General features: G+C 62.5%; 21 protein-coding genes. 12 read left to right on the forward strand and 9 right to left on the reverse strand.

What is annotated here, in order from left to right; genetic code table 11:
- Both AAHM40_RS25800 and gcvH read right to left on the reverse strand, forming a co-directional pair.
- On the reverse strand, window positions 1-250 hold a 250-nt coding region (locus AAHM40_RS25800; RefSeq protein WP_342247242.1), incomplete at its 3' end, for a hypothetical protein.
- A 9-nt stretch (window positions 251-259) separates the two neighbouring features.
- Window positions 260-637 (reverse strand): glycine cleavage system protein GcvH, encoded by a 378-nt coding sequence (gcvH, locus tag AAHM40_RS25805; RefSeq protein ID WP_342247243.1) that lies wholly within the window; start codon window positions 635-637, stop codon window positions 260-262.
- A 122-nt stretch (window positions 638-759) separates the two neighbouring features.
- Between gcvH and AAHM40_RS25810 the strand changes: the two genes are divergently transcribed.
- Complete coding sequence (locus AAHM40_RS25810; protein ID WP_342247244.1) at window positions 760-1119, forward strand: hypothetical protein; 360 nt, start codon at window positions 760-762, stop codon at window positions 1117-1119.
- A gap of 119 nt (window positions 1120-1238) precedes the next feature.
- Here AAHM40_RS25810 and AAHM40_RS25815 read toward each other — a convergent pair whose 3' ends face one another.
- The 3 genes from AAHM40_RS25815 to AAHM40_RS25825 all read right to left on the reverse strand — a co-directional run bounded on the left by AAHM40_RS25815 (window position 1239) and on the right by AAHM40_RS25825 (window position 3899).
- Window positions 1239-2762, reverse strand: a complete 1524-nt coding sequence (locus AAHM40_RS25815; protein ID WP_342247245.1) for a sigma-54-dependent transcriptional regulator — start codon at window positions 2760-2762, stop codon at window positions 1239-1241.
- A 180-nt stretch (window positions 2763-2942) separates the two neighbouring features.
- On the reverse strand, window positions 2943-3167 hold the full coding sequence (locus AAHM40_RS25820) for a hypothetical protein (protein WP_342247246.1): 225 nt from the start codon (window positions 3165-3167) through the stop codon (window positions 2943-2945).
- A 405-nt stretch (window positions 3168-3572) separates the two neighbouring features.
- Window positions 3573-3899: a hypothetical protein gene (locus AAHM40_RS25825; protein WP_342247247.1), complete on the reverse strand. Its 327-nt coding sequence runs from the start codon at window positions 3897-3899 to the stop codon at window positions 3573-3575.
- 241 nt (window positions 3900-4140) lie between these two features.
- Here AAHM40_RS25825 and pqqF point away from each other — a divergent pair, with 241 nt between their 5' ends.
- The 4 genes from pqqF (at window position 4141) to nahK (ending at window position 12109) form a co-directional block, all read left to right on the forward strand.
- Window positions 4141-6600: a pyrroloquinoline quinone biosynthesis protein PqqF gene (pqqF, locus tag AAHM40_RS25830; RefSeq protein WP_342247248.1), complete on the forward strand. Its 2460-nt coding sequence runs from the start codon at window positions 4141-4143 to the stop codon at window positions 6598-6600.
- 278 nt (window positions 6601-6878) lie between these two features.
- Window positions 6879-8027 carry a porin gene (locus AAHM40_RS25835; protein WP_342247261.1) on the forward strand — a complete coding sequence of 383 codons (1149 nt, stop codon included), beginning with the start codon at window positions 6879-6881 and terminating at the stop codon, window positions 8025-8027.
- 358 nt (window positions 8028-8385) lie between these two features.
- On the forward strand, window positions 8386-9552 hold the full coding sequence (gene nosP / locus AAHM40_RS25840; RefSeq protein ID WP_342247249.1) for a nitric oxide-sensing protein NosP: 1167 nt from the start codon (window positions 8386-8388) through the stop codon (window positions 9550-9552).
- The gene (nahK, locus tag AAHM40_RS25845) at window positions 9482-12109 is read left to right on the forward strand and encodes a hybrid sensor histidine kinase/response regulator NahK/ErcS' (RefSeq protein ID WP_342247250.1); all 2628 of its coding nucleotides are present in this window, start codon (window positions 9482-9484) and stop codon (window positions 12107-12109) included. Before nosP ends, nahK begins: the two co-directional genes overlap by 71 nt.
- A 12-nt stretch (window positions 12110-12121) precedes the next feature.
- On the opposite strand, the gene AAHM40_RS25850 is transcribed toward nahK, so the two are convergent.
- Window positions 12122-13021 (reverse strand): LysR family transcriptional regulator, encoded by a 900-nt coding sequence (locus tag AAHM40_RS25850; RefSeq protein WP_342247251.1) that lies wholly within the window; start codon window positions 13019-13021, stop codon window positions 12122-12124.
- A gap of 127 nt (window positions 13022-13148) precedes the next feature.
- On the opposite strand from AAHM40_RS25850, the gene AAHM40_RS25855 reads away from it, so the two are divergent.
- Together AAHM40_RS25855 and AAHM40_RS25860 are read left to right on the forward strand one after the other, a co-directional pair.
- On the forward strand, window positions 13149-13979 hold the full coding sequence (locus tag AAHM40_RS25855) for an oxidoreductase (protein ID WP_342247252.1): 831 nt from the start codon (window positions 13149-13151) through the stop codon (window positions 13977-13979).
- Window positions 13980-14061: 82 nt separating this feature from the next.
- Window positions 14062-14862 (forward strand): lipase family protein, encoded by an 801-nt coding sequence (locus tag AAHM40_RS25860; protein ID WP_342247253.1) that lies wholly within the window; start codon window positions 14062-14064, stop codon window positions 14860-14862.
- A gap of 112 nt (window positions 14863-14974) precedes the next feature.
- On the opposite strand, the gene AAHM40_RS25865 is transcribed toward AAHM40_RS25860, so the two are convergent.
- From AAHM40_RS25865 to AAHM40_RS25875, 3 genes are all read right to left on the reverse strand, one after another.
- The gene (locus AAHM40_RS25865; RefSeq protein ID WP_342247254.1) at window positions 14975-15874 is read right to left on the reverse strand and encodes a bestrophin family protein; all 900 of its coding nucleotides are present in this window, start codon (window positions 15872-15874) and stop codon (window positions 14975-14977) included.
- A gap of 220 nt (window positions 15875-16094) precedes the next feature.
- The gene (locus tag AAHM40_RS25870) at window positions 16095-16574 is read right to left on the reverse strand and encodes a nuclear transport factor 2 family protein (protein ID WP_342247255.1); all 480 of its coding nucleotides are present in this window, start codon (window positions 16572-16574) and stop codon (window positions 16095-16097) included.
- Window positions 16575-16632: 58 nt separating this feature from the next.
- Window positions 16633-17196, reverse strand: coding sequence for a TetR/AcrR family transcriptional regulator (locus tag AAHM40_RS25875; protein ID WP_446731625.1), 564 nt, complete (start codon window positions 17194-17196; stop codon window positions 16633-16635).
- Between the two features lie 310 nt (window positions 17197-17506).
- On the opposite strand from AAHM40_RS25875, the gene AAHM40_RS25880 reads away from it, so the two are divergent.
- From AAHM40_RS25880 to AAHM40_RS25900, 5 genes are read left to right on the forward strand one after another with little or no spacing between them, the layout of a single operon-like run.
- Entirely contained in the window at window positions 17507-18958 is a 1452-nt protein-coding gene (locus AAHM40_RS25880; protein WP_342247257.1) for a cytochrome c oxidase subunit II, read from the forward strand.
- Between the two features lie 37 nt (window positions 18959-18995).
- Window positions 18996-20771, forward strand: a complete 1776-nt coding sequence (gene ctaD / locus AAHM40_RS25885; RefSeq protein WP_342247258.1) for a cytochrome c oxidase subunit I — start codon at window positions 18996-18998, stop codon at window positions 20769-20771.
- Entirely contained in the window at window positions 20768-21457 is a 690-nt protein-coding gene (locus AAHM40_RS25890; protein WP_342247259.1) for a cytochrome c oxidase subunit 3, read from the forward strand. The genes ctaD and AAHM40_RS25890 overlap by 4 nt, the downstream gene beginning before the upstream one ends.
- Before the next feature lie 4 nt (window positions 21458-21461).
- Window positions 21462-22148 carry a heme-copper oxidase subunit III family protein gene (locus tag AAHM40_RS25895; RefSeq protein WP_342247260.1) on the forward strand — a complete coding sequence of 229 codons (687 nt, stop codon included), beginning with the start codon at window positions 21462-21464 and terminating at the stop codon, window positions 22146-22148.
- A gap of 17 nt (window positions 22149-22165) precedes the next feature.
- On the forward strand, window positions 22166-22483 hold the full coding sequence (locus AAHM40_RS25900) for a cytochrome C oxidase subunit IV family protein (RefSeq protein ID WP_280286698.1): 318 nt from the start codon (window positions 22166-22168) through the stop codon (window positions 22481-22483).
- Window positions 22484-22544 lie beyond the last annotated feature (61 nt).

Raw genomic sequence — 22544 nt, forward strand, 5'->3', positions numbered from 1 at the left:
AGTTCTTGAACAGCTGGTTCCTGGAGGCAATGGCCTTGATGGCGGCGAGGGCTTCGGCCTCGCTCTGGCCAGCTGGCAGGTCGAGCACGCTGGTGCCCTTGATGCTGTCGGGGATGACGCTGGCAGTGAGGGCTTCGATGTCATCAAAACCAAGCAGCTGCAGCATGGCCTTGGTATCGGCATCTCGCGGGCCGATATGGCGGGCGATGAATTCGTTGGTGGTGCCGAGGGCAGGGGTTGAGAGGCTCATGGTCGTTCCTCAGCCGTTGGCTTTCAGCAGGTTTTCGTAGCCGGCCTGGTCGAGGAGGCCGTCGAGGATGCTGGTGTCGGCCAATTGCATGCGGAAGAACCAGCCTTTGCCCAGGGGTTCTTCGTTGACCAGTTCGGGGCTGTCTGCCAGCGCCTGGTTTACTTCAACCACTTCGCCGTCGAGCGGCATAACGATGTTGCTGGCGGCCTTCACCGATTCCAGCACGGCGACTTCTTCGCCCTTGGCATAAGCCTGCAGCTCCGGGAGTTGAACGAAGACCACATCGCCCAGGGCGTCCTGCGCGTACTCGGTAATGCCGACAGTGACGCGACCGTCATCTTCAAGGCGCAGCCATTCGTGGTCGGCGGTGAAACGCAATTCGCTCATTTTTGGTCCTCAACTCGTATGACGCGCCTGTTTCTTCTGCCAGGCGCTTGGCCCCGCACGTGGTCATTGCCGCGCGCTGTTGCCCGGCCTATAGCAAGGGCAGTGCCAGAAGGCTGAAAACCTTGTGTATCAAGGTGTTGAAGATTGTATTGAATAATTTAGATGAAATTTTCTGTAGCGATATCGCTACGGAGCGAGGTGGGCTTGGTAGGGGATTTTCCGTAGATGCAGGCGTGGCGGGGGTTTCAGGTGGTTGTTGCGAAATCGTTACGCTGTATCGATTTCGCTACGAGGCTTTGATCAAAAGCTATATTAATCGTTTAAAAACAATAGCTTGTAATGATTATGTGATGCTTTACAGAAGCTATGAGGGTTGCGCTCATCTTGAGGGGCGCACCTATGCCCGTAGGAGCTGGCTTGCCAGCGAATGGCCCCGTTTCGCTGGCAAGCCAGCTCCAACAAAGCGCTTGGCCCGTTGGTAAATCTCTAGCACAGCTAACGCAGACATGGCGAACGAATTCGACCGTACAGGCAATGGTTGAGCTTATTTTGAAGAAAGCCATGATTTTCAGGCTAATAGGCAACTTATCTAGAAAAAAGATCAGCTTTTTCCTGGGATTCCGTACTTGCGCAAGCGATGGGCGATGGCGGTGTGGGAGGTTTGCAGCCGCGCGGCCAACTGACGGGTCGAGGGGTAGGTGACGAAGAGCTTTTCCAGCAGGGCGCGTTCGAAGTTCTCCATCGCCTCTTCCAGGCTGTTCACTTCGCCATCGCTTTCTCGCGCCACAGCGGTGCCGGCGATGTCCAGGTCGCCGATTTCCACCAGGCTGCTATCGCAGATGGCCGCGGCGCGGAATATGACGTTCTGCAGTTGGCGTACGTTACCGGGCCAGCGGTTGCCCTGTAGCGCCTGGAAGGTTCCGGGCGCCAGTCGGCACGCGGGGCGCTGGATCTGGGTGCAGGCATGCTGCATGAAGAAGCGCGCCAGCAGCAGAATGTCCTGGCCGCGTTCGCGCAGGGGTGGCACTTCGAGGTTGAGTACGTTGAGCCGGTAGAAGAGGTCTTCGCGGAAGGCCCCCTCGCTGACCATCTTCTCCAGATTGCGGTGAGTGGCGCTGAGGATGCGCACGTCCACCTTGATTTCGCGGTCGCCACCTACCCGGCGGAAGCTGCCGTCGCTGAGGAAGCGCAGCAGCTTGGCCTGCAAGTAAGGCGACATTTCGCCGATTTCGTCGAGGAACACCGTGCCCTGGTGGGCGAGCTCCAGCAGGCCGGGCTTGCCGCCGCGCTGGGCGCCCGTGAAGGCGCCGGGGGCATAGCCGAACAGTTCGCTCTCGGCCAGGTTTTCCGGCAGCGCAGCGCAGTTCAGTGCCAGGAACGGCTGATTGCGGCGAGTACTGGCGGCATGGCAGGCGCGGGCCACCAGCTCCTTGCCGGTACCGGTTTCGCCACGGATCAGCAGTGGTGCATCCAGGGACGCCACGCGTTGGGCGCGGGCCTTGAGGGTGGCCATGGGGGCAGAGTCGCCCAGCAGGGCATCGAACCCCTCGGCCGCGTGGTCATGGTGCAGGGCGGAAAGGCGCTCACCGATACGGTTCGGTTGGTAGAGAGTCAGCAGTGCACCCGCCAGGTGATCCCCTTCGGTAATGGGTACCGCATCCAGCAGCAGTGCCTGGCCCTTGAGCGTGATTTCCCTCAGGGGCAGCCGGAACCCATGCTCCAGCAAGGCGCTGTGCAGGCGGTCGTCACCAAAGAGCTGTGCCAGGGGCTGGCCTTCTGCTTCTGCCCCATAGAGGGCGGTCAGCGCCGGGTTGGCCAGCAGGATGCGGCCGCCGCCATCCACCGCCAGTACCGGGTCGGTCATGGCGGCCAGCAGCGCGTCCAGTTGCAGGCGACGTCGTTGCCCGGGAAGGATGTCTACCACCGTCACCTCCTGCACTCCGTGCACCGCATGCAGCGCTTCGCGCAGTTCATCGAGCACTTCGGGGCTGAGGGTAGGGGCGTCGATATAGACATTGGGCGGCACCATCTCGACCGCATCCAGGTTGAGATTGCGGCCGCCGAGCAGGGCCAGGACCTCCTGGGTGATGCCGACGCGGTCGATGAAGGTGACGTGAATTCGCATGGAGACGCTGGGCTGGCGATTTGAAGGGGCGAATTATGCCCGGTCTGTCGCTCTGAGGTAACAGGCTGTCGGTGTTGCTGTGCGTCTACAGGCCGGTATCGTTCAGCGGTCCGCAGGGGGAATTCGGTTGCTCATGAAAAAGCCCCGCGTGGGCGGGGCTCTTCGTTTGTCGCTGGTTCATCAGCAGGTCAGGGCTTTCTGCGCCCGGTCAATCACATGCTGGAGGTGGCCGGCATTGCCGTAGTGCTCCGGGTATAGGCGCTCGCTGTGACGGGCTACACCGAATTCATTGACGACGGTGAAGCTGAAGTTGCCGTTGCGAGCGGCGGTGATGTGGCAGGTGAACGGCGCGAAGGCGCTGGTCAGGGTGCTGATTGCAGTTTGGGCTTGATGATGGATGGTCATCGTGTTGCTTCCTTCGTTTTGCGGCCAATGGGCCGCCAGACAAATAGCTCCGAATCCGCCGAGCAACGGGCTCTGGTCGAATGATCCTTATCGGAGCAAGGGTGCCGGCATGAAGTTCCCCAATCGGGATCAAGCTCTGGCAGCTGGTACTTGGGATGCCAGGTGCTGCGCCGGGCAAGGGTCTGGCCTGGCTGGCAGTCCTGGTCAATCTACCGTGCGTTCATGACAGCTTTACTGCATCGCCCTGGGGCGGGAGCTACTGTCTTCTAGGCGGCGGGGGTGGCCATGTCCCTTTGGCGTGGCTCGTTCGAAGTCGAAGGAGCGAGGGATCGGAGGGCCGGATTGACTTACAACTTGGTACTAACGGCGGCGACCCTAGCGGATCGTCTCGCCGAATGCAAGCGCTCAGTGACTAATGGGCAATTGGCTGATGTCGATTTCGGTCACCAGGGACGTCCGCGCGGGCGGGGTACGGGCGAGCAGGGGGCAGAAACGGTCCAGCGACTGGATCAGGTCCCACTGCAATTCAAGGTCATGGCCCAGGCCGGTGACCTTGTCCAGCAGACCGACTGAGGCGTTCTGCAGGGTGGTGTCGGTGGAGTTGGCGAGGTTTGCGGTGACCTGTGCCAACAGGGTGGTGATGGCAGTCATGTTGCGAGTGGTGAGGGCCAGGATATTGGCCAGCAAGGCTATTTCGCTCTGCGGTACTTGTTGTTGGGGAATCTGGTCCATGAGTGCTCCGGTGGGGCCATCAGTCCATATGGCATTGCGCCATTATCGGTTTGAGATGTCCGTCGCAACGATGGAGTCACGCCCCTAATAGATGCTGGCAAATGTCTTATTGGCTTGTAGGAAATTCGCTATTGATCGAAAGAACAGCGCACAAGGACTGTCGGACTACTCCCAAAGCAGCATTGTCGAGTCTTTGGTCGGGTTCGAAGCTAATGCTGTTCTCCGCCTTGTCCGGCCTGCCATGTCCGCCCTCATCGAGTCGCCCGCGCAGCAACGTCCACTGGAAAAGCTTCTGGCCAACGGGTTGCGCGTGCGCCTCCTGTGCCGGCCGGATACCGCGCTTTCTGCGGCCCTGGTGGAAGTGCGCGGTGGCAGTCACGACGAACCGGGTGAGTTCCCGGGGTTGGCGCACTTTCTTGAACACCTGGCCTTCCTCGGCAGCCGCGATTTCCCGGCTCACGAGGGATTGATTCCCTTCGTCCAGGGCTTGGGGGGACGCGTTAACGCCAGCACCCGTGCGCGCAGTACACGCTTCTTCTGCGAAGTGCCGGCGACACATTTAGAGCAGGCCCTGGCGCGGCTCCTGGACATGCTCGCGAACCCTTTGCTGGAGACGGATGCCCTGTGGCGCGAGCGCGAAGTCCTGCAGGCCGAGTACAGCGCCCGTGCGGGGGACCTGCAGACCCTGTGTGAAGCCGCGCTGGCCCAGGCGTTGGCCCCTGGTCATCCGCTGGCAGATTTCCACGCGGGCAATGCATCCAGCCTGAAGCTGGAGGAGCCGGCGTTCATCCCGGCGCTGCAGCGGTTCCACCAGGCTCACTATCAGCCCAGCCGCATGTGCCTGACCCTGGTGGCGCCATTGCCGCTGGCCCGGCAACTGGAACTCGCACGGCGCCACGGAGAGCTGCTGCGTGCGGGAAAGAAACTGCCTGAGCCCGATTTGCCAACCCTGTTGCCCCTGCGCGCGAGCCGGCTGCGGCTTGGCGTGCCGGGCGCACCCGGGAGGTTGTCGTTGGCGTTCGCGCTGGAGCGGCAGGGGGCTGGCCTGGAAGCGGCCGTGAGCTTTCTGGAGAGCCTGGCGACCGATGAGTCCACCGGCGGCCTGTCGGCTCGCCTGGGTTTCCTGGGACTGAGCGATGGTATCCAACTGCACTTGCCCTATGCCCATGGTGGCCAGGGCTTGTTGTTGATGGACTTCGATTGGGTCGACGGGGCGGAGAGCGCGCAACTTGAAGCGGAAGTCCTGGACTGGCTGGCCTTTGTTCGCGCCTCAGCACCCTGGCCAGGGCTCTGGGAAGAACGGCTGGAAATCCTGCGACAAAAGACCTCGGTCCTGGAACCGCTGGAAGCTGCGCTGGCTCCAGGACTTCCCGAGCAGGCAGATGTTCGTGCGTTGCTCGAACAGCTGCGGGCCGAGCGTATGGTCCATCTGCAAACCGGCGCATCCAACCGCGCGCCCAACCTGACGTCGGCGGGCTTCCCCCTGCAACTGGAGCGCCTCGGCGTTCGTCCCGGCGCAAGGTCCACTGCCAGTTGGCGGCTTCCCACGACCAATCCCTATTGGCGTTCCAGGGTGTCAGCGCCGGTGGAGACCTCGGTGGTTCCTTTGCTGCCCGAGTTGCCCAGCGCGCCTGAACAGGGCGCGTTGTTCCTGCGCTGGAATCCCGGCGAGAACGGGCTGCCCCATGGCCTCGCCTGCGGACTGCAACGGGCATTGCGCCCCATCCTCGGCGCCGCCGGCCTGGCCGGGGTAGAGGGACGACTTCTGGCGGAGCAGGGCGGACTGACCCTCGACCTGCTGGGCAATGCAATGGCATTGCGGCAGGTTATCGTCGACCTGCTGCCCATCCTGCAGGCGCCACCACGTTGGGCCTTGGCCCAGGGGCCACGCCTTGAGCGCAGTGCCATGCGCCGTCAGGCAGGCGAACTGCCCATTCGCCAATTGCTGCAACGCCTGCCCGAGCTGTTGGAAAGCCCGCGAGCAGAAGCGCCCTCAGTGCTCGACCCGCAAGCCCTGTCGCGTTTCTGGAGGCAGGCACGCTGGCAAGGGCTGGGCATCGGTGATGTCGGCCTGGATGCGGAGCTGCCTGGGTTGCCCGGCCCGCACCAGACGAGGATCGGGGAGGGCGGGCGTACCTGGCATCGGTTGCCGATAGAGGGCGAGGCCGCGCTTCTGCTGTTCTATCCCCTTGAGTCCGTCACCGCCGAGACCGAGGCTGCCGTGAGACTCCTGGCCAGCCTGCTTGAACCGGCCTTTCATCAGCGCCTGCGCGGGGAGCTGCAGCTCGGTTACGCGCTGGCCTGCGGCTATCGCCAGTTGGGTGGACACCGCGGCCTGTTGTTCGCGGTGCAGTCGCCACGCGAGTCGGTGGCCGGGCTCTACCAGCACGTCCAGGCGTTTCTCGTTCGCCAGTACGACCGGTTCGTGCAGCTGGATCGGGTGCAACTGCGTGAGCGGGGCCAGGCGCTCGACCAGAAACTGCGTGCGCAAAGCACGAACTTCACAGCCTATGCCCGCCAATGCTGGTTCGATCACCAGGCCTGCCTTTCGGTCGACCACCTGGCGCAGGTACGCCACGCCCTGGCCGGTCTGCAGCGCGACTCTCTGCTGGAGCAGCAAGGTCACCTGCTTTCCGGGCTGTCCTGCTGCGCCATCGCCAACGCCGAAGCCTCCGAAGCGAACTGGCACGCCGGCCTCTGATTCCACGTCCATTCACCGACCGAAGGATGAGCCCGAAAGGGTTTCGTCCTTTCGTGCCTGCGCGTCAGCCAGCCGATCCAGGACCTTGGGCCAGACCGGTCTTAAACCTTGCCGATGTCGCTCCCGCGCCCCGGCCAAAGCAGCGCAGAACCCCTGCAATTGCAGCGTATGGCGAGCCTGATGGCATTTCGATAATCGCCTCCGACACGACTGACCTGCCCGGTCGTCCACCCACAGCGGAGAGCGTCATGCACAACAAGAAAATCGCCCATGCCCGTATGTCCCGCCTTGCCCTCGCGGCGGCGCTAGCGCTGGCCTCCCAGCAGGCTGCCGCCGAGATCGTCCTTTATGACAAGGACCAGACCACCTTCTCCACGGACGGCTACGTCAACGCCTTCTACGTCAACAGTGACGTGGATCGTGACGGCGAGCAGTTCGACCGCCGCCAGTCGCGGGTCAAGATGGGCTTTCTGCCCAACTGGATCGGTTTCAACATGGGCAAGCAGGTGGACGATCTGAAGCTCGGTGCCTGCTCTTCCTTCTGGGTCACCATCAACGACAGCGAAACCAACGGCACCGCCACCGCCATCGATGTCCGTCAGTTCTACGGCACCGCTGGCGGTGAATGGGGCGAAGTGCTGGTGGGCAAGGACTTCGGCCTGTTCGCGCGTTCCAACATCCTGCTCGACGAACTGCTCGCCGGTTACGGCCAGGTGAGCGACACGCTAGGCCTGGTGGATGGCGGCGGCGTGTCCTTCGGCAACATCGGCAGCGGCTATCCCTATCCGTTCCCGACCTCTCAGATCACCTACCGCAGCCCGAAGACCGACGGCCTGCGCGCCGCCGTCGGCATCATGGACCCGGTGGACACCAACGACGACAGCCCCACCGGCAAGGCCTATCAGGAGAACCCACGCTTCGAATCGGAGATCACTTACGAGTTCGAGCTGGGCGGCGCGCAGATCTACTCCTGGGTCAACGGTGCCTACCAGACCTCGGAGAACACCGACCCCAACGTCGACTCCGTGACCTCCAAGGGCCTGGGCTATGGCGTGCAGGCCAAGATGGACGCCTTCACCCTGGTGGGCTCCGGCTTCCAGGCCAAGGGCATCAATCCCTTCTTCACCAACAACGCCGGCGAACCGACCCTGCGCGAGGTGGATAGCGATGGCTACCTGTTGCAGGGCTCCTACCGCGTCGGCAAGAACCGCCTGGCGCTGTCCTATGGCAAAACCAAGGATGACGGCAACGGCGTGGTGAACACGGGCGCCGACTACGAAACCCGCGGTATTGCGCTGTTTCATGACCTCAACGACAACCTCAAGCTGGTGGCCGAGTACAACCAGTTCGAGATCGACGGTCACGAGGGCGATGCCCAGAACGAAGACACCGACACCGTTGCCGTGGGTGCCGTGTTGACCTGGTAAGCCCTGTTCCAGATTGCTCCGGTTTTGGCGGGAGAGACGCTGGTCCTCCCGTCTTTTTTGTTTTCGGCGGGACGCATTGCTTTTGTGGGGACAAATTCATTCGCCAAGGGATGCGTAGATCGTAGCCCGGATGAAATCCGGGAGCGGTGGTTGGACTTTCCCCGGATTTCATCCGGGCTACTGACTGCATTGCCCGCAGGAGCTGGCTTGCCAGCGAATGGCCCCATCCCGCGCGCTCGCCAGGTATCGAGTTCCTACCTTCGAACTAGCCCGCCCAGTACCCAAGAAGGATGGGGCGCCCCGCAAGCCCTGCGTAGAATTTCCCCATCCACAGCAGGCTTATTGAGTGAGACCGAGGATGCTCGAGGAACCGGCAGAGGGCGTCGTCACGGCCATGTCCCTGGCCAGCGAGGCAGAGGCCGTGGCCCAGGACCTCGCGCGCCAGCTCATCCACCCGCACCTGGGGTTCGTGCTGTTCTTCTGCTCGGCGGAGTATGACCTCCTGGCCCTGGGCCAGGCCCTGGAACAGTACTTCGGCGGCGTTCGCCTGGTGGGCTGTACCAGCGCCGGGGAAATCACGCCGCAGGGCTATGGCCGCAACTGTGTCAGCGCAGTCGGCTTCGACCATCGCAGCTTTTCCATCGCCAGCGCCCTGGTAGATGAAATGGACCGCTTCGGCCTGATCCATGCCCAGCAACTGGTGGAGCGGCTGGTACAGGACTGCCGGGCCAACTCCCTGGCGCCGACCAAGGGCCACAGCTTTGCCCTGACCCTGCTGGACGGTCTGTCCAGTCGCGAGGAAGTGGTGCTGGCTGCTCTCGGCGCGGCGTTCGGCAGCATCCCCCATTTCGGTGGTTCCGCTGCCGACGACCACCACCTCAAGCACACCCACGTCTATTACGAGGGGCGCTTCCATGCCGGGGCCGCGGTGGTGGTGCTGGTCAACACGGCGTTGGATTTTGAAGTGTTCAGCACCCATCACATCCTGCCCGACGCTGAAAAACTGGTGGTTACCCGAGCCGACAATGCCAGCCGCAGGGTCTACGAACTCAACGCCGAACCAGCAGCGGAGGTCTACGCGCGGATGATCGGCGTCCCGGTGAGTGCCCTGGACCTGCGTATGTTCGCGGCGCATCCCTTGGCGGTTCGCCTTGGGGATTCGTACTACGTGCGCTCGATCCAGCGTGTCAACGCAGACCACAGCCTGGCCTTCTACTGTGCGGTGGAGAACGGCATCGTCCTCACGGCCATGCGCCCCGGGCCCTTGCTGCCCAACCTGGAATCGCTGTTCCACCGCCTTGGTGAGCGTCTAGGCCCACCCTTGCTGACCATTGGCTGCGACTGTTTCCTGCGCCGCATGGAGATCGAGGACGACCCCGACGCCGTGGCGCTCACGTCAGAAATCCTGCGCCGGCAGCGCGTCATCGGCTTCAACTCCTACGGAGAGCAGTTCAATGGCATGCACATCAACCAGACCTTCACCGGGGTCGCCATCGGCCGCAGGGGGCGCAATGGGGGCCGCTGAACAACAGGCGTGCCTGGTGGCGTTGGCGGAGGAGAACCGCAAGCTGCGGAGTATCAACGCGGCGTTGATCGAACGGGTGGAGTCCAGCGCCTCGCGCCGCGACGACAGCTACGCCGCGTTCCAGCACTCCGTAGTGCTGGCGGAACAGGTGCGCGAGCGCACCGATGCGCTCAACCAGGCCATGGCGGAGTTGAAGGCTAGCAATCGATTGCTGAGCGACGCGCGACTGCGCGCGGAGACGGCCCACCACCATCTGATCGACGCCATCGAAAGTATTTCCGACGCCTTCGTGCTATTCGATCGTGAGCAGCGCATCGTGCTCTTCAACAGCCGCTTCAAGTCGTTCTGGGCCCGCAGCCGTGCCCGTATCTGCGCAGGCACACGGCTCTCGGAAATCCGTCGCCTGGCGGAAAGTACCGGGCTGATCGTCGAAGAGCACCGTGGCAGCGACGACAACATTTTCTACCGCCTTCACGATGGGCGCTGGGTACAGGTCAGCGAACGGCCCACCCGCGAAGGCGGACTGGTGATTCTCTACACCGACATTACTGAGGTGAAACGGAGCGAAACCGATCGTCGCGAACAGGCCCTGGCGCAGAAGTCGCGCCTGCTGCAGCGGGCCGTGGACAACCTGTCACAAGGGGTGGCCATGGTCAGCGCCGAGGGCATCCTGGAGCTTTGGAACCACCGTTTCCTCGAACTCTGCGGTCTGGCACCGGTGGAGGCGCACCGCACGTTCGCCGGGGTCATGGCTGACAGCGAGTTACCGTTGCTCACCCCTGACACCCTGGACGCCCAAGGCCGTCCGATCCGCGAGATGGAGCAGCGCCGGTACAACGGTCGGGTACTGGAGGTGCGTACCCATCCGCTACCCACCGGCGGCTTCGTCAACACCTTCACCGACATCACAGAGCGTTACCGCCACGCCGAAACACTGGCTGAAAGCGAGCGCTGGATTCGCCTGATCACCGACCACGTGCCGGCGTTGATCGCCTACCTCAGCGCCGACCTGGTCTACGAGTTCACTAACAAGGTGTACGAGGAGTGGTACTGCTGGCCGCGCGGCTCGATGCTCGGCCAGAGCCTGCTTGAGGTGCACAGTGAAGAGCACTGGCGGCGCCTGGAACCCTATGTGGAGCGGGCGCTCAGTGGCGAAAGCCTGTCTTTTGAAGTCACGGAGACCAACCACAACGGCCAGGAGCGCTGCATGCTGCGTTCCTACGTGCCCAACCGCCTGGCCAATGGCGAAGTGGTAGGCATCTTCGTGCTGATCCGCGATATCACCGAACGACGCCGCACCGCCGAGGCGTTGCACCAGGCCTACCAGAACCTGGAACAGCGGGTACGCGAGCGGACCACCGAGCTGACCGCGCTGAATAGTCAACTGCGCCGCGAAATCGACGAGCGCACCCAGGTGGAACTGCGCCTTCGCGAAGCCAAGTTCGAGGCTGAGAAGGCCAACCTGTCGAAAACCAAGTTCCTTGCGGCCGTGAGTCACGACCTGCTTCAACCGCTCAACGCCGCGCGGCTGTTCACCAGTGCGCTGCTGGAGCAGCGTGGCCCGTCCTGCAACCTGGAGCTGGTGCGCAATGTCAGCAATTCCCTGGAAGACGTGGAGAATCTGCTGGGCACTCTGGTGGACATTTCCAAGCTGGATGCGGGGGTGATCAAGCCGGATATCGCGTCCTTCGCAGTCAGCGAGCTCCTCGAAAACCTCGCCGTGGAGTATCGCCAGATAGCCGCCAGCGAAGGCTTGCAGTTGGGCTTCGTGCCCAGTTCGGCACTGGTGCGCAGCGACTCGCAGCTGTTGGCGCGCATCCTGCGCAACCTGCTCAGCAATGCCATTCGCTATACGCCCAGGGGGCGCATCCTGCTGGGCTGTCGGCGCCGGCGCCAGAGTCTGTGGATCGAGGTGCGCGACACCGGAGTCGGCATCGCCCAGGACAAGCTCGACGAGATATTCCAGGAGTTCAAACGCGGCGAAGTCGTGCGCGAGAAACAGGACCGGGGGCTCGGCCTGGGCCTGGCCATCGTCGAGAAGATAGCGCGCATGCTCGGTCATCGCATCCACGTGTCTTCAGCGCCGGGAAAAGGCTCGTTGTTCGCGGTAGAAGTCCCGTTGACCCGCCGCGTTCCCCGCCAGAAGCAGGAACGCGACGAACCCCAGGCGGTTCTGGAACGCTTGCAGGGAGCCAAGGTCTGGGTACTGGATAACGACGCGGCCATCTGCGCGGGCATGCGTACCCTGCTGGAAGGCTGGGGCTGCCAGGTCATCACTGCACTGTCGGAAGAAGATCTGGCGCGTCAGGTGGACAACTTCCACGCCGAAGCGGACCTGTTGATCGCCGACTACCACCTGGACAACGACTGCAATGGCGTCGACGCCGTCGCCACCATCAACGCCCGTCGTAGCACGCCGCTGCCAGCCCTGATGATCACCGCCAACTACAGCAACGAGCTCAAGCAACAGATGCGTGAGCTGGGCCACACCCTGATGCACAAGCCGGTCCGTCCCATGAAGCTGAAGACCGCCATGAGCCATTTGCTGGACCGCTGAAGCGCGTGGGGATCACGCCTCCTGCCGCGCCGCGCGGGCGAACTCGATGAAGGCCTTGAGCACTGCCGGCACCTGCCGGCGGCTGGGGTAGTAGAGGTGCAGGCCGGGGTAGTAGGGGCACCAGTCCGCCAGTACCTGGATCAGCCGACCCTCGGCGATAGGCTCGGCCACCATGTCCTCGAACACATAGGCCAGCCCGACGCCTTGCAGTGCCGGGCCGATCATCAGGCCTACGTCGCCCAGCGTCAGTGGGCCATCCACTTCGATCTCCAGTTGCATGCCGCCACGCTCGAACTCCCAGCGATAGAGGTTGCCGCTGGGGAAACGGTGCCGAATGCACGGCAGGCCATGGAGATCCTGGGGTTTCTGCGGCAGCGGATGGCGCTCGAAGAAGGCGGGAGCCGCCACCACTACCGAGCGCATGTAAGGGCCGATGGGCAGCGACACCATGTCGGCCTCCAGCCGCTCACCGAAGCGCACGCCCGCGTCGTACCCACCGGACACCACATCCACCAGCGCGTCGTCGGCGGAGATTTCCAACACGACATCCGGATAGGCCTCGAGGAAGCGGCTCGCCAGCGGCAGCAGGACCAGTTCCGCAGCCGCACGGCCGGCGTTGATGCGCAGGGTGCCGGACGGTGTGTCGCGGAACTGGTTGAGGTCTTCCAGCGCGTCATCGATGTCGCGGAAGGCCGGCTTGATGCGTGCGTACAGACGCTCGCCGGCCTCGGTGAGTGCCACGCTGCGGGTGGTGCGGTTGAACAGGCGCACGCCCAGTCGCTCCTCCAGGGCGCGCAAGGCGTGGCTCAGCGCCGAAGGGGACAGGCCCAGCTCCACGGCGGCGCGGCTGAAGCTCAGGTGGGCGGCGATGCTGAGGAAGACATTGAGGTCGGCAGCGGATACGGATTTCATTGATGAATCCTGCTCAAAAGCTCATGTGATTTTATTGGGATTATCGCAGGAGTAAAGGCGCCATAAAGTGACGGCAACTCACCAAGAAAGCCCGCGCGGTGCGGGTTCCCACACAGGAGGAGTTGCTATGCGTACCTGGTTCATTACTGGAGCTTCCCGCGGTCTCGGCGCCCTGATCGCAGCCAAAGCGCTGGAAGTCGGCGATGCAGTGATCGCCACCGCCCGCAAGCCGGAAGACGTCGTTGCCCGCCTGGGTGACCACCCCAACCTGCTGGCCGTGCGCCTGGATGTGACCCGCGAAAGCGAGGCCCATGAAGCGGTCGCCGAGGGTATCAAGCGCTTCGGCCGCATCGACGTGCTGCTGAACAATGCCGGCTACGGCATCCTCGGCGCGGTGGAAGAAACCAGCGCCCAGGAAGTGGAGCGCATTTATGCCACCAACGTTTTCGGCCTGCTCAACGTCACCCGCGCCGTGCTTCCGCACATGCGCCGCCAGCGCTCCGGCCACGTGCTCAACATCTCCTCCCTGGGCGGCTACCAGGCCTACTACGGCTGGGGCGTGTACGGCTCCACCAAGTTCGCCGTGGAAGGTATCAGCGAGGCACTGCATCAGGAACTGGCGCCGCTGGGCGTGAAGGTCACCGTGGTCGAACCGGGTTTCTTCCGCACCGATTTCCTCGACGACCAGTCCTTGGTGAAGACCGCCCTGGAACTGCCGGACTACGACGAAACCGTAGGTGCCATGCGCCGCTTCGCCGAAGGCGCCAACCATGCCCAGCCGGGCGACCCGAGCAAGTTCGCCGGTGCCGTGCTGAACCTGGTCAACGCGGCCAATCCGCCGCAGCGCCTGCCGCTGGGCAGTGACGCCCTGGCCCGCATCAGCGAAAAGCACAGCCTGGTGGAAGGTGAAGTGGCCGTGTGGAAGGACCTGGCGATGTCCACCGACTTCGACGCGTGACCCGCCAAGGGCCATCGGTAGCTTTACGGCAGACGGGCATGGTCTAGAGTGGGAACCCAGATTCGCAGGCAAGGAGGCCACCATGCCCAGTCTTCCGATGTACTTTCCCTCTGCATTCTCCCTTTCCCAGGCGCTGCAGTGCGCCAACCTGGTGGAAGCCGCCTACGACCAGTATGACCAGTGGCTGCAGCAGGACAAACCGCGCAAACCCTCGGATTTCAACTGGCAACCGCCGAGCATGAGCGGATGGGGCTTTTCCGCGCCGATCTGGAGCCTCCTCAGCGAGCTGAAGTACATCAATGAATCCGAACCCTTCGGCTTTGCCGTCAGCGATCCCAACGGCGACGTTTACCTGGTGTTCCGGGGTACCGAATCAGCCCAGGACTGGGTCGATGACCTGGAGGCCAAACAGTCCACCTATCCCTGGAAGGCCGACGTCGGGCTGGTCCACGACGGCTTCCTCAAGCTCTACACCTCGCTGCGCGACCTCGCCCTGCAGGCAGTGGACAGCCTCAAACCTGCCGGCAACTTCTGGGTTTGCGGTCACAGCCTGGGCTGTGCGCTCTCCAGCCTCGCGGTGCTCGACCTGCAGTTGACCTGGCCGGGGCAGGCGATCCAGCACTACAACCTCGCCAGTCCGCGGGTGGTCGATCCCAGTTTCGCGGCCTATTACAACAGCCTCGACGTGCCTACCTATCGGGTCGTCAACGACAGCGACCTGGTGCCCGAAGTCCCGCCCGGCGTGACCGGCAAGTGGGTCTACCAGCACCTGGGCCAGGCCGTCACTTTCACTGCCAGCTACACGAGTGTCGAAGACGACCACAGCCTGGCGAGCTGTTACCTCTATGCCTTGAACAATCCCGAAGCGCCCATGAATGGGTGAACCCAGGCGCTTATGCATGCAGCGTGGATGACACCGGGACTTTAGCGCCGGCTGAGCGGTGGCAAACGCCCATTGGTTGTTCATCGAATCCTGCGTGGCGCATTAGGCATGCTCAGCTCAGTACGTAGTCCACCGGTTGCAGCACCGGAGGCAGATCCCGCTGACCAAGAACGTCGAGGATTTCACGCTCCAGGGTACGCACCATGGCATCGGTTGCCAGGTCGTTCTCGTCGTGGCCGAAGGGGTCTTCCAGTTGGTCGCCGATGGCATCCAGGCCAAAGAAGGTGTACGCAACGAAGACTGTGATGATGGGCGCCAGCCAGCCCAGTGGCCCGGCCATGGCGAAGGGCAGCAGCACGCAGAAGATGTAGCTGGTGCGATGCAATAGCAGTGTGTAGGGGAAGGGCAATGGCGTGCCCTTGATCCGCTCGCAGGTGGCTTGGGCCATGCTCAATCCGGTCAGGCGGTTTTCCAGCAGGGTGTAGCGCCATTCGTTGATTTCGCCGCGACCGGCCAGGCGGGCGCACTGGTCACCGATGTTCCGCAGGATGCCGTCGCTGGTGTTGAGGCCATAGGCATCAGGCGTGTCAGTCAGCCAGGGACGGGCTGCCTCCCGTTCGTCCTCGTCCCGCAGTCGGGCATTGAGCGCATGGACGAAACCGCATAACTCGCGCAGCACTGCCTCGCGCAGGGGCGCATCGGCAATGGCTACGCTTTGTCGAATGAAGGAGCGGACTTCGATGATGACCTGGCCCCAGGCCTTGCGGCCCTCCCACCAGCGGTCGTAGCAAGCATTGTTACGGAAGCTCATGAAGATCGACAACGACAGCCCGAGCAGGGTGAAGGGCATGGCGTTGACCTTCGTGAACCAGTCCGGGTGCAGATTTTCGACAACGACGATCAGGCCGGCCAGCAGGGTGATCATCGAGGTACGCAGGGCAATGTGTCGCGCGATGGAGCCTTTGAGCGTGGTGAGGATGCCGAGCAGATTGGGTTTGGGGCGGACGATCATCGGGGTACCTGGCGCCAAAGGCATTCGTGTAACGAAAGCTAAGGCCGCGCAGGGCGTTACGTCCAATCGCCAATAATGACCGGTCGATCAGCGTCATCTATCAGTGATAGCGACGTGATCCAGGTTTTGACTGGGCATGCATAGATAGGATCGATGAGGCGCGCGGCGCTGTGTGCGCCGCGCAAACCTGAAATGGCTGAGCGTCCCTGTCGTGCCGGGGTCAGAGACCCAGTTCGGAAAGCCCGGGATGATCGTCCGGACGGCGCCCCAGAGGCCAGTGGAACTTGCGCTCGGATTCCTTGATGGGCATGTCGTTGATGCAGGCGTGCCGGTTGGACATCAGGCCGTGCTCATCGAACTCCCAGTTCTCGTTGCCGTAGGAGCGGAACCAGTTGCCGGAGTCGTCGTGCCATTCGTAGGCGTAGCGCACCGCGATGCGGTTGTCGGTAAAGGCCCAGAGCTCCTTTATCAGGCGGTATTCCAGTTCCTTGGCCCACTTGCGGGAGAGGAAAGCCTTGGCTTCTGCGCGGTTGGTGGCGAACTCGGCGCGGTTGCGCCACCTGGTGTCCAGGGTATAGGCGAGGGAGACCCTTTCCGGGTCACGGCTGTTCCAGCCATCTTCGGCCAGACGGATCTTCTGGATGGCGGTTTCACGGGAGAACGGGGGAAGCGGCGGACGAACTTCGGCGTTAGAGGACATGAGCTGTCTCCAATAAAATAGAGGTTCAAAGTATTAAGTTGCCCGCTCGATAATTTCTCTATTTACGCAGCAGAGTGCGTGCTACTGCTTGAGCATTATCTGCCGAGTTGAAATCACCAAGCACGTGGGCAACGGTAATGGCACCGTCAATCAGGATAATGAATTGCCTGGCCAGGGCTTCCGGATCAACGGCACCATATTGCTGGCAAATCCCGAGTACGAATGCGAGCAGCTTCTCTTTATGCTCTTTGGCAACCAGGCGCACAGGGTCCAGGGGATCACCCGTTTCGCCAGCAGTATTGATGAAGGCACAGCCGCGAAAGCCGTTCGACTGGAACCAACCCTTGAGCACGCTGAAGATCTGCAATAGACGTGCTTCCGGGTTGTCGACCTTTTCGACTTCGTTCTTGAACCAGTTCATCCAGCGCTCATCGCGCTGTTTCAATACCTCTGCTACCAATTCGTCCTTGGTTCCGAAGTACTTGTAGATACTCTTTCTCGAAATCCCGGAAGTCTTGACCAGGAAATCCATCCCGGTGGCATTTATGCCGTTTCTGTAAATGAGGTCTTCGGCGGTTTCGAGAATTCGATCTCTGACATCGGAAGTTGATTTGCTGTCCATGCGAGAGATGGTAGAACGATCGTTCTCCATGAGCAAGCCTCTTTCTTGAAAAAGCTATGAACGGTCATTTGATAGATGAAGGAAATGACGTTATTTCGTTTATCTATCAGCGCCAAAGTCTAACCCGTACGCCCCGCGAACAGGCGGGCAAACGGGCAGCAGCGACTATACTTGTCACGAACTTTGTCCTGGGGGAGATAGAGAGCGATCTTCCGGCCTGTCCGGAAGCCGGACCACGTGTCTGCTGCACTGCCGATGACCGTCGCACGCTCCACCCGCGTACGAGCATCAGGAACGAGGCGACGGGAACATGGCGATAGCAATCATCTTGGGTCTCATCGTTGTTGCGTCCGTGCTGTTCCACTTCCTGGCACCCTGGCACCTGACCCCGGCCGCGTCGAACTGGGGTTCCATCGACACCACGCTCCTCATCACCCTGCTAATCACCGGTGTGTTCTTTATCGCCATTGTCGGTTTCATGGTGGTGGCCATCATCCGTTTCCGTCACCGCGAAGGTCGGCGCGCAAAGTACGAGCCGGAAAACCGCAAGCTGGAGTGGTGGCTGATCGTGGTGACGTCGCTCGGCATCATGGGCATGCTCGCACCGGGACTGGTGGTCTACAGCGATTTCGTCCGGGTCCCCAAGGATGCCTATCCCCTGGAAGTCGTTGCCCAGCAATGGCAATGGGCTTTTCGTTTTCCCGGCCAGGACGGCCAGCTCGGCCGCGCCGACGTGAAGTGGGTCGATGCGGGCAATCCGCTCGGGCTGGACCCGAGCGACCCGGTCGGCCAGGACGACGTGCTGATCCGTAGCAACGAGGTGCGCCTGCCCGAGGACCGACCGGTGAAGGTGTTGCTGCGTTCCAAGGATGTGCTGCACAACTTCTACATCCCTCAGATCCGCGGAAAGATGGACATGGTGCCGGGCATGGTTTCGCACTTCTGGTTTACCCCGACAGTGGCCGGCAAGTACGAGATCCTTTGCGCGGAGTTCTGCGGGGTAGGGCACTTCAATATGCGCGGGATGCTGCTCGTCGAACCGGTCCAGGCTTTCGATCAGTGGCTGGCAGCCCAGCCCACCTTCGCCCAGACCCTGGCGGCGGCCAGTAAACCCAGCCAGGGCAGCCTGATCGACAAGGGGCGCCAACTGGCGGAAGCCCATGGTTGCCGTGCTTGCCATAGCCAGGACGGCAGCGCGAGCCTGGGGCCGGGCTGGAAGGATCTCTATGGGCGCGAAGAGACACTGGTGGATGGCACCCGCGTGAAGGTCGATGACGCCTACCTGAGGGCGTCCATCGTCGATCCCAAGGCCAGTCTGGTGCAGGGCTTTCCGCCCGTGATGGTGCCCTATACTTTCAACCAGGATGAACTGGCCGCCCTGGTCGCGTTCATTCAGTCGCTGAGCGCCGCCGGGCAACAGGAGCAGCGTTCCTCCGAAGCGGGTGGCGACGCGGTGGCGCAGGGGCAACGACTTGCCCAGTCCCTGGGTTGCCTGGCCTGCCACAGCCTGGATGGCAGCAAGGGCATAGGGCCCAGCTGGCAGGGTTTGTACGGCCACCGTGTGACCCTGGCCGATGGCAGTCAGGTCGAAGCGGACGACGCCTACCTCAAAGAGTCCGTGCTGGCGCCTGCCGCCAAGCTGGTCCAGGGGTTCGCGCCCGTGATGCCGGCCTTTACCCCGAGCGATGTGGAGTTGGCGGCACTGGTCGCCTTCATCAAATCCAGGGCAGATCCCGACGCCAAGCAGGAACAGGCGCCGTAGCAGCGGAAGGACCCGGACGCGTCACGGAGGGTTTCCGATGGCCCATGTCGAGCAAGCCGAAGCCGATGTGCTGCACGAACCGCAGAGCTTCTTCACGCGCTACATCTGGAGCCAGGACCACAAGGTCATTGCCGTTCAGTACTCCCTGACCGCGATCTTCGTCGGCCTGATCGCCCTGGTGCTGTCCGGCCTGATGCGGATGCAGATCGGCTTCCCCGGCAGCCTGGAGTTCATGGACCCGACCACCTACTACCAGGCCATGACCCTGCACGGGATGATCATGGTGATCTACCTGCTGACGGCACTTTTCCTCGGTGGATTCGGCAACTACCTGATCCCGCTGATGGTCGGTGCGCGGGACATGGTCTTCCCTTACGTCAACATGCTCAGCTACTGGTTCTACCTGCTCTCGGTGCTGGTTCTGCTGGCGAGCTTCTTCGTTCCGGGCGGCCCCACGGGGGCGGGCTGGACACTCTATCCACCCCAGGCCATCACCCAGGGCACACCGGGAACAGAATGGGGCATCGTGCTGATGCTGGTGTCCCTGGCGATCTTCATCGTCGCCGCCACCATGGGCGGCCTCAACTACGTGACCACTGTGCTGCAGGCACGCACCCATGGCATGACGCTGTTTCGCATGCCGCTCTCGGTGTGGGGCATCTTCATGGCCTCGATCCTGGCGCTGCTGGCCTTCCCGGCGCTGTTCGTCAGCGCTGTGATGATGCTCTTCGACCGATTGCTGGGGACCAGTTTCTTCATGCCTGCTCTGATCTCGATGGGCCAGCCGCTGGACCACCAGGGCGGCAGTCCGATTCTCTTCCAGCACCTGTTCTGGTTCTTCGGGCACCCGGAGGTGTACATCGTCGCGTTGCCGGCCTTCGGCCTGGTGTCGGACCTGATCAGCACCCACGCGCGCAAGAACATCTTCGGTTACCGCATGATGGTCTGGGCCATCATCGCTATCGGCGTGCTGAGCTTCGTGGTCTGGGCGCACCACATGTACGTCAGCGGGATGAACCCCTACTTCGGCTTCTTCTTCGCCATCACCACCCTGGTCATTGCGGTGCCCACAGCGCTCAAGGTCTACAACTGGACCCTCACGCTCTGGCATGGCGACATCCACCTCACAGTGCCCATGCTGTTCGCCCTGGCGTTCATCGTCACCTTCCTGGTGGGCGGGCTGACCGGGCTGTTCCTCGGCAATGTGATCGTCGACATCCCGCTGTCGGATACCTATTTCGTGGTCGCGCACTTCCACATGGTCATGGGGGTGGCACCGATCCTGGTGGTGTTCGGTTCCATCTACCACTGGTTCCCGAAGATCACCGGGCGGATGCTGAATGACACCCTCGGCAAACTGCATTTCTGGATCACGTTCCTTGGTACCTATGCCATCTACTTCCCCATGCATTACCTGGGGTTCCTCGGCATGCCGCGGCGTTACTACGCCTATCCGAACTACGAGTTCATCCCGCAGTCGGCCCAGGAGCTGAATGCCTTCATCACGGTGGCCGCGCTGATCGTGGGTGTGGCGCAGCTGCTTTTCCTGTTCAACCTGGCCTGGAGCACCTTCAAGGGGCGGCCGGCGGGTGGCAACCCGTGGAAGGCTACCAGCCTCGAATGGCAGACCCCGGACACACCGCCGGTGCATGGCAACTGGCGGGAAAAACTGCCAGTGGTGCATCGCTGGGCCTATGACTACAGCGTGCCCGGCGTGGAGCAGGACTTCGTGCCGCAGACGGTTTCAGAAGAGGAACTGCAGCTTCTTCGCGAGGCCAACGGCATGAATACCCGCGAGGAGAAACAGCCATGAGCACGCAACCCTGGAAGAATGCCGGGGCCTCCGAGCCAGGCGGCTGGGGCCCGCGCGAATCCCATGGCCCCGAAGCGCCTATCCAGGACCCTGAGCGGACCGCCAAGGTTGGCCTGTGGGTGTTCCTCGGTGTCGTGACCGCGCTCTTCCTGCTGTTCCTGCTGGCGTTCATCGCCCGGTCCCAGGTCTCGGACTGGCGCCCGCTGACCGATCCGCTGGCGCCCTTGGCCCATCCCTGGATGCTCTGGGTGAATACCGCGCTGCTGGCCCTGGGCAGTGCTTGCCTGCAGGGGGCGAAGGTGGCGATGAAGCGCGACCAGATGCACACCTCGATCCTGGCGTTCCTGCTCGGAGGGGCCTTTGCCATTGCCTTTCTCGCAGGTCAGCTCTGGGTCTGGCAGCAATTCGCCGCCTGGGGCTACGCCGTCTCGGGTAATCCGGCCAACAGCTTCTTCTACCTGCTCACCGGCCTGCATGGCCTGCACCTGGCAGGCGGCCTGGTGGTATGGGCCGTGGTGGCGCAACGCATGCTGCGCCACGGCGAAATTTCACGTCTGCGTACCGGAATGGAACTCTGCGCCTTCTACTGGCACTACCTGCTGGGGTTGTGGCTGGTGCTTTTCGCGCTGCTCACCAGTACGCCGGAAACCTACCAGGCCATCGCGGCCTTCTGCGGGTTGAGGTAGCACCATGGCCACATCGACGCGGGAAACGCCGGTCGGCAATCCATCGACCTGGCAGGGCATCGCACAGGACTGGTCCTCGGATCGCGACGCTTTCAAGCAGGTGCCCTGGGGCAAGGCGATGATGTGGATCTTCCTGCTCAGCGACACCTTCATCTTCACCTGCTTCCTCACCGGGTACATGTCGGTGCGCATGAGCACCACCGCCACCTGGCCGAACCCCAGCGAAGTTTTCGCCCTGACCATCGCCGGCGCGAGTATTCCGTTGATTCTCATCGCCATCATGACCTTCGTGCTGATCACCAGCAGCGGCACCATGGCCATGGCCGTGAACTACGGATATCGACGCGACCGGGTGCGCAGCGCGGCGCTGATGCTGACGACAGCTGCCCTGGGTGCCACCTTCGTCGGCATGCAGGCGTTCGAGTGGAGCAAACTCATCGCAGAAGGTGTGCGGCCCTGGGGCAACCCCATGGGCGCGGCGCAGTTCGGTGCCTGCTTCTTCATGATCACCGGCTTCCACGGACTGCACGTATCGGTGGGCGTGATCTATCTCTGCACCGTGGCGTTCAAGGTGCTGCGTGGGGACTACGAAAAACGCGGGAACTACCAGATCGTCGAAATCACCGGGCTCTACTGGCACTTCGTCGACCTGGTCTGGGTATTCATCTTCGCGTTCTTCTACCTGTGGTAGGGCAGGGGAGAGATGAGATGGCACATGCGCAAGGTCAACAACACCCGATCAGCCTGTACCTGAAGATATGGGGGCTGCTGTTCGTCCTCAGCACCCTGTCGTACCTCGTGGATTACTTCCACTTCACCGGGTACTTCCGCTGGTCGATGATCCTCATCCTGATGTTGCTGAAGGCCGGGCTGATCGTTTCGATCTTCATGCACATGGCCTGGGAGCGCCTGGCGCTGGTCTACGCCATCCTGGTGCCGCCCCTGTGCCTGCTGGTGCTGGTGGGCTTGATGGCGGCCGAGGCCGACTACGTGCTTTTCACCCGGGGGACGTTCCTGGGGCAGTAGCTGCGAGCATTGATGTGTGGTTGTGGCAGGACTGCGTCCTGCTTGGCGAATGAATTGGCTG

The sequence above is a fragment of the Pseudomonas sp. OTU5201 genome, from assembly GCF_038440135.1.
Classification (GTDB): Bacteria; Pseudomonadota; Gammaproteobacteria; order Pseudomonadales; family Pseudomonadaceae; genus Metapseudomonas; species Metapseudomonas resinovorans.

Bases quoted from the DNA above. Each gene is read 5' to 3' on its own strand.
- gcvH (WP_342247243.1), bottom strand. From the start codon at position 637: ATGAGCGAATTGCGTTTCACCGCCGACCACGAATGGCTGCGCCTTGAA.
- AAHM40_RS25815 (WP_342247245.1), bottom strand. From the start codon at position 2,762: ATGCGAATTCACGTCACCTTCATCGACCGCGTCGGCATCACCCAGGAG.
- AAHM40_RS25820 (WP_342247246.1), bottom strand. From the start codon at position 3,167: ATGACCATCCATCATCAAGCCCAAACTGCAATCAGCACCCTGACCAGC.
- AAHM40_RS25825 (WP_342247247.1), bottom strand. From the start codon at position 3,899: ATGGACCAGATTCCCCAACAACAAGTACCGCAGAGCGAAATAGCCTTG.
- pqqF (WP_342247248.1), top strand. From the start codon at position 4,141: ATGTCCGCCCTCATCGAGTCGCCCGCGCAGCAACGTCCACTGGAAAAG.
- AAHM40_RS25835 (WP_342247261.1), top strand. From the start codon at position 6,879: ATGTCCCGCCTTGCCCTCGCGGCGGCGCTAGCGCTGGCCTCCCAGCAG.
- nosP (WP_342247249.1), top strand. From the start codon at position 8,386: ATGCTCGAGGAACCGGCAGAGGGCGTCGTCACGGCCATGTCCCTGGCC.
- nahK (WP_342247250.1), top strand. From the start codon at position 9,482: ATGGCATGCACATCAACCAGACCTTCACCGGGGTCGCCATCGGCCGCA.
- AAHM40_RS25850 (WP_342247251.1), bottom strand. From the start codon at position 13,021: ATGAAATCCGTATCCGCTGCCGACCTCAATGTCTTCCTCAGCATCGCC.
- AAHM40_RS25855 (WP_342247252.1), top strand. From the start codon at position 13,149: ATGCGTACCTGGTTCATTACTGGAGCTTCCCGCGGTCTCGGCGCCCTG.
- AAHM40_RS25860 (WP_342247253.1), top strand. From the start codon at position 14,062: ATGCCCAGTCTTCCGATGTACTTTCCCTCTGCATTCTCCCTTTCCCAG.
- AAHM40_RS25865 (WP_342247254.1), bottom strand. From the start codon at position 15,874: ATGATCGTCCGCCCCAAACCCAATCTGCTCGGCATCCTCACCACGCTC.
- AAHM40_RS25870 (WP_342247255.1), bottom strand. From the start codon at position 16,574: ATGTCCTCTAACGCCGAAGTTCGTCCGCCGCTTCCCCCGTTCTCCCGT.
- AAHM40_RS25875 (WP_446731625.1), bottom strand. From the start codon at position 17,196: ATGGACAGCAAATCAACTTCCGATGTCAGAGATCGAATTCTCGAAACC.
- AAHM40_RS25880 (WP_342247257.1), top strand. From the start codon at position 17,507: ATGGCGATAGCAATCATCTTGGGTCTCATCGTTGTTGCGTCCGTGCTG.
- ctaD (WP_342247258.1), top strand. From the start codon at position 18,996: ATGGCCCATGTCGAGCAAGCCGAAGCCGATGTGCTGCACGAACCGCAG.
- AAHM40_RS25890 (WP_342247259.1), top strand. From the start codon at position 20,768: ATGAGCACGCAACCCTGGAAGAATGCCGGGGCCTCCGAGCCAGGCGGC.
- AAHM40_RS25895 (WP_342247260.1), top strand. From the start codon at position 21,462: ATGGCCACATCGACGCGGGAAACGCCGGTCGGCAATCCATCGACCTGG.
- AAHM40_RS25900 (WP_280286698.1), top strand. From the start codon at position 22,166: ATGGCACATGCGCAAGGTCAACAACACCCGATCAGCCTGTACCTGAAG.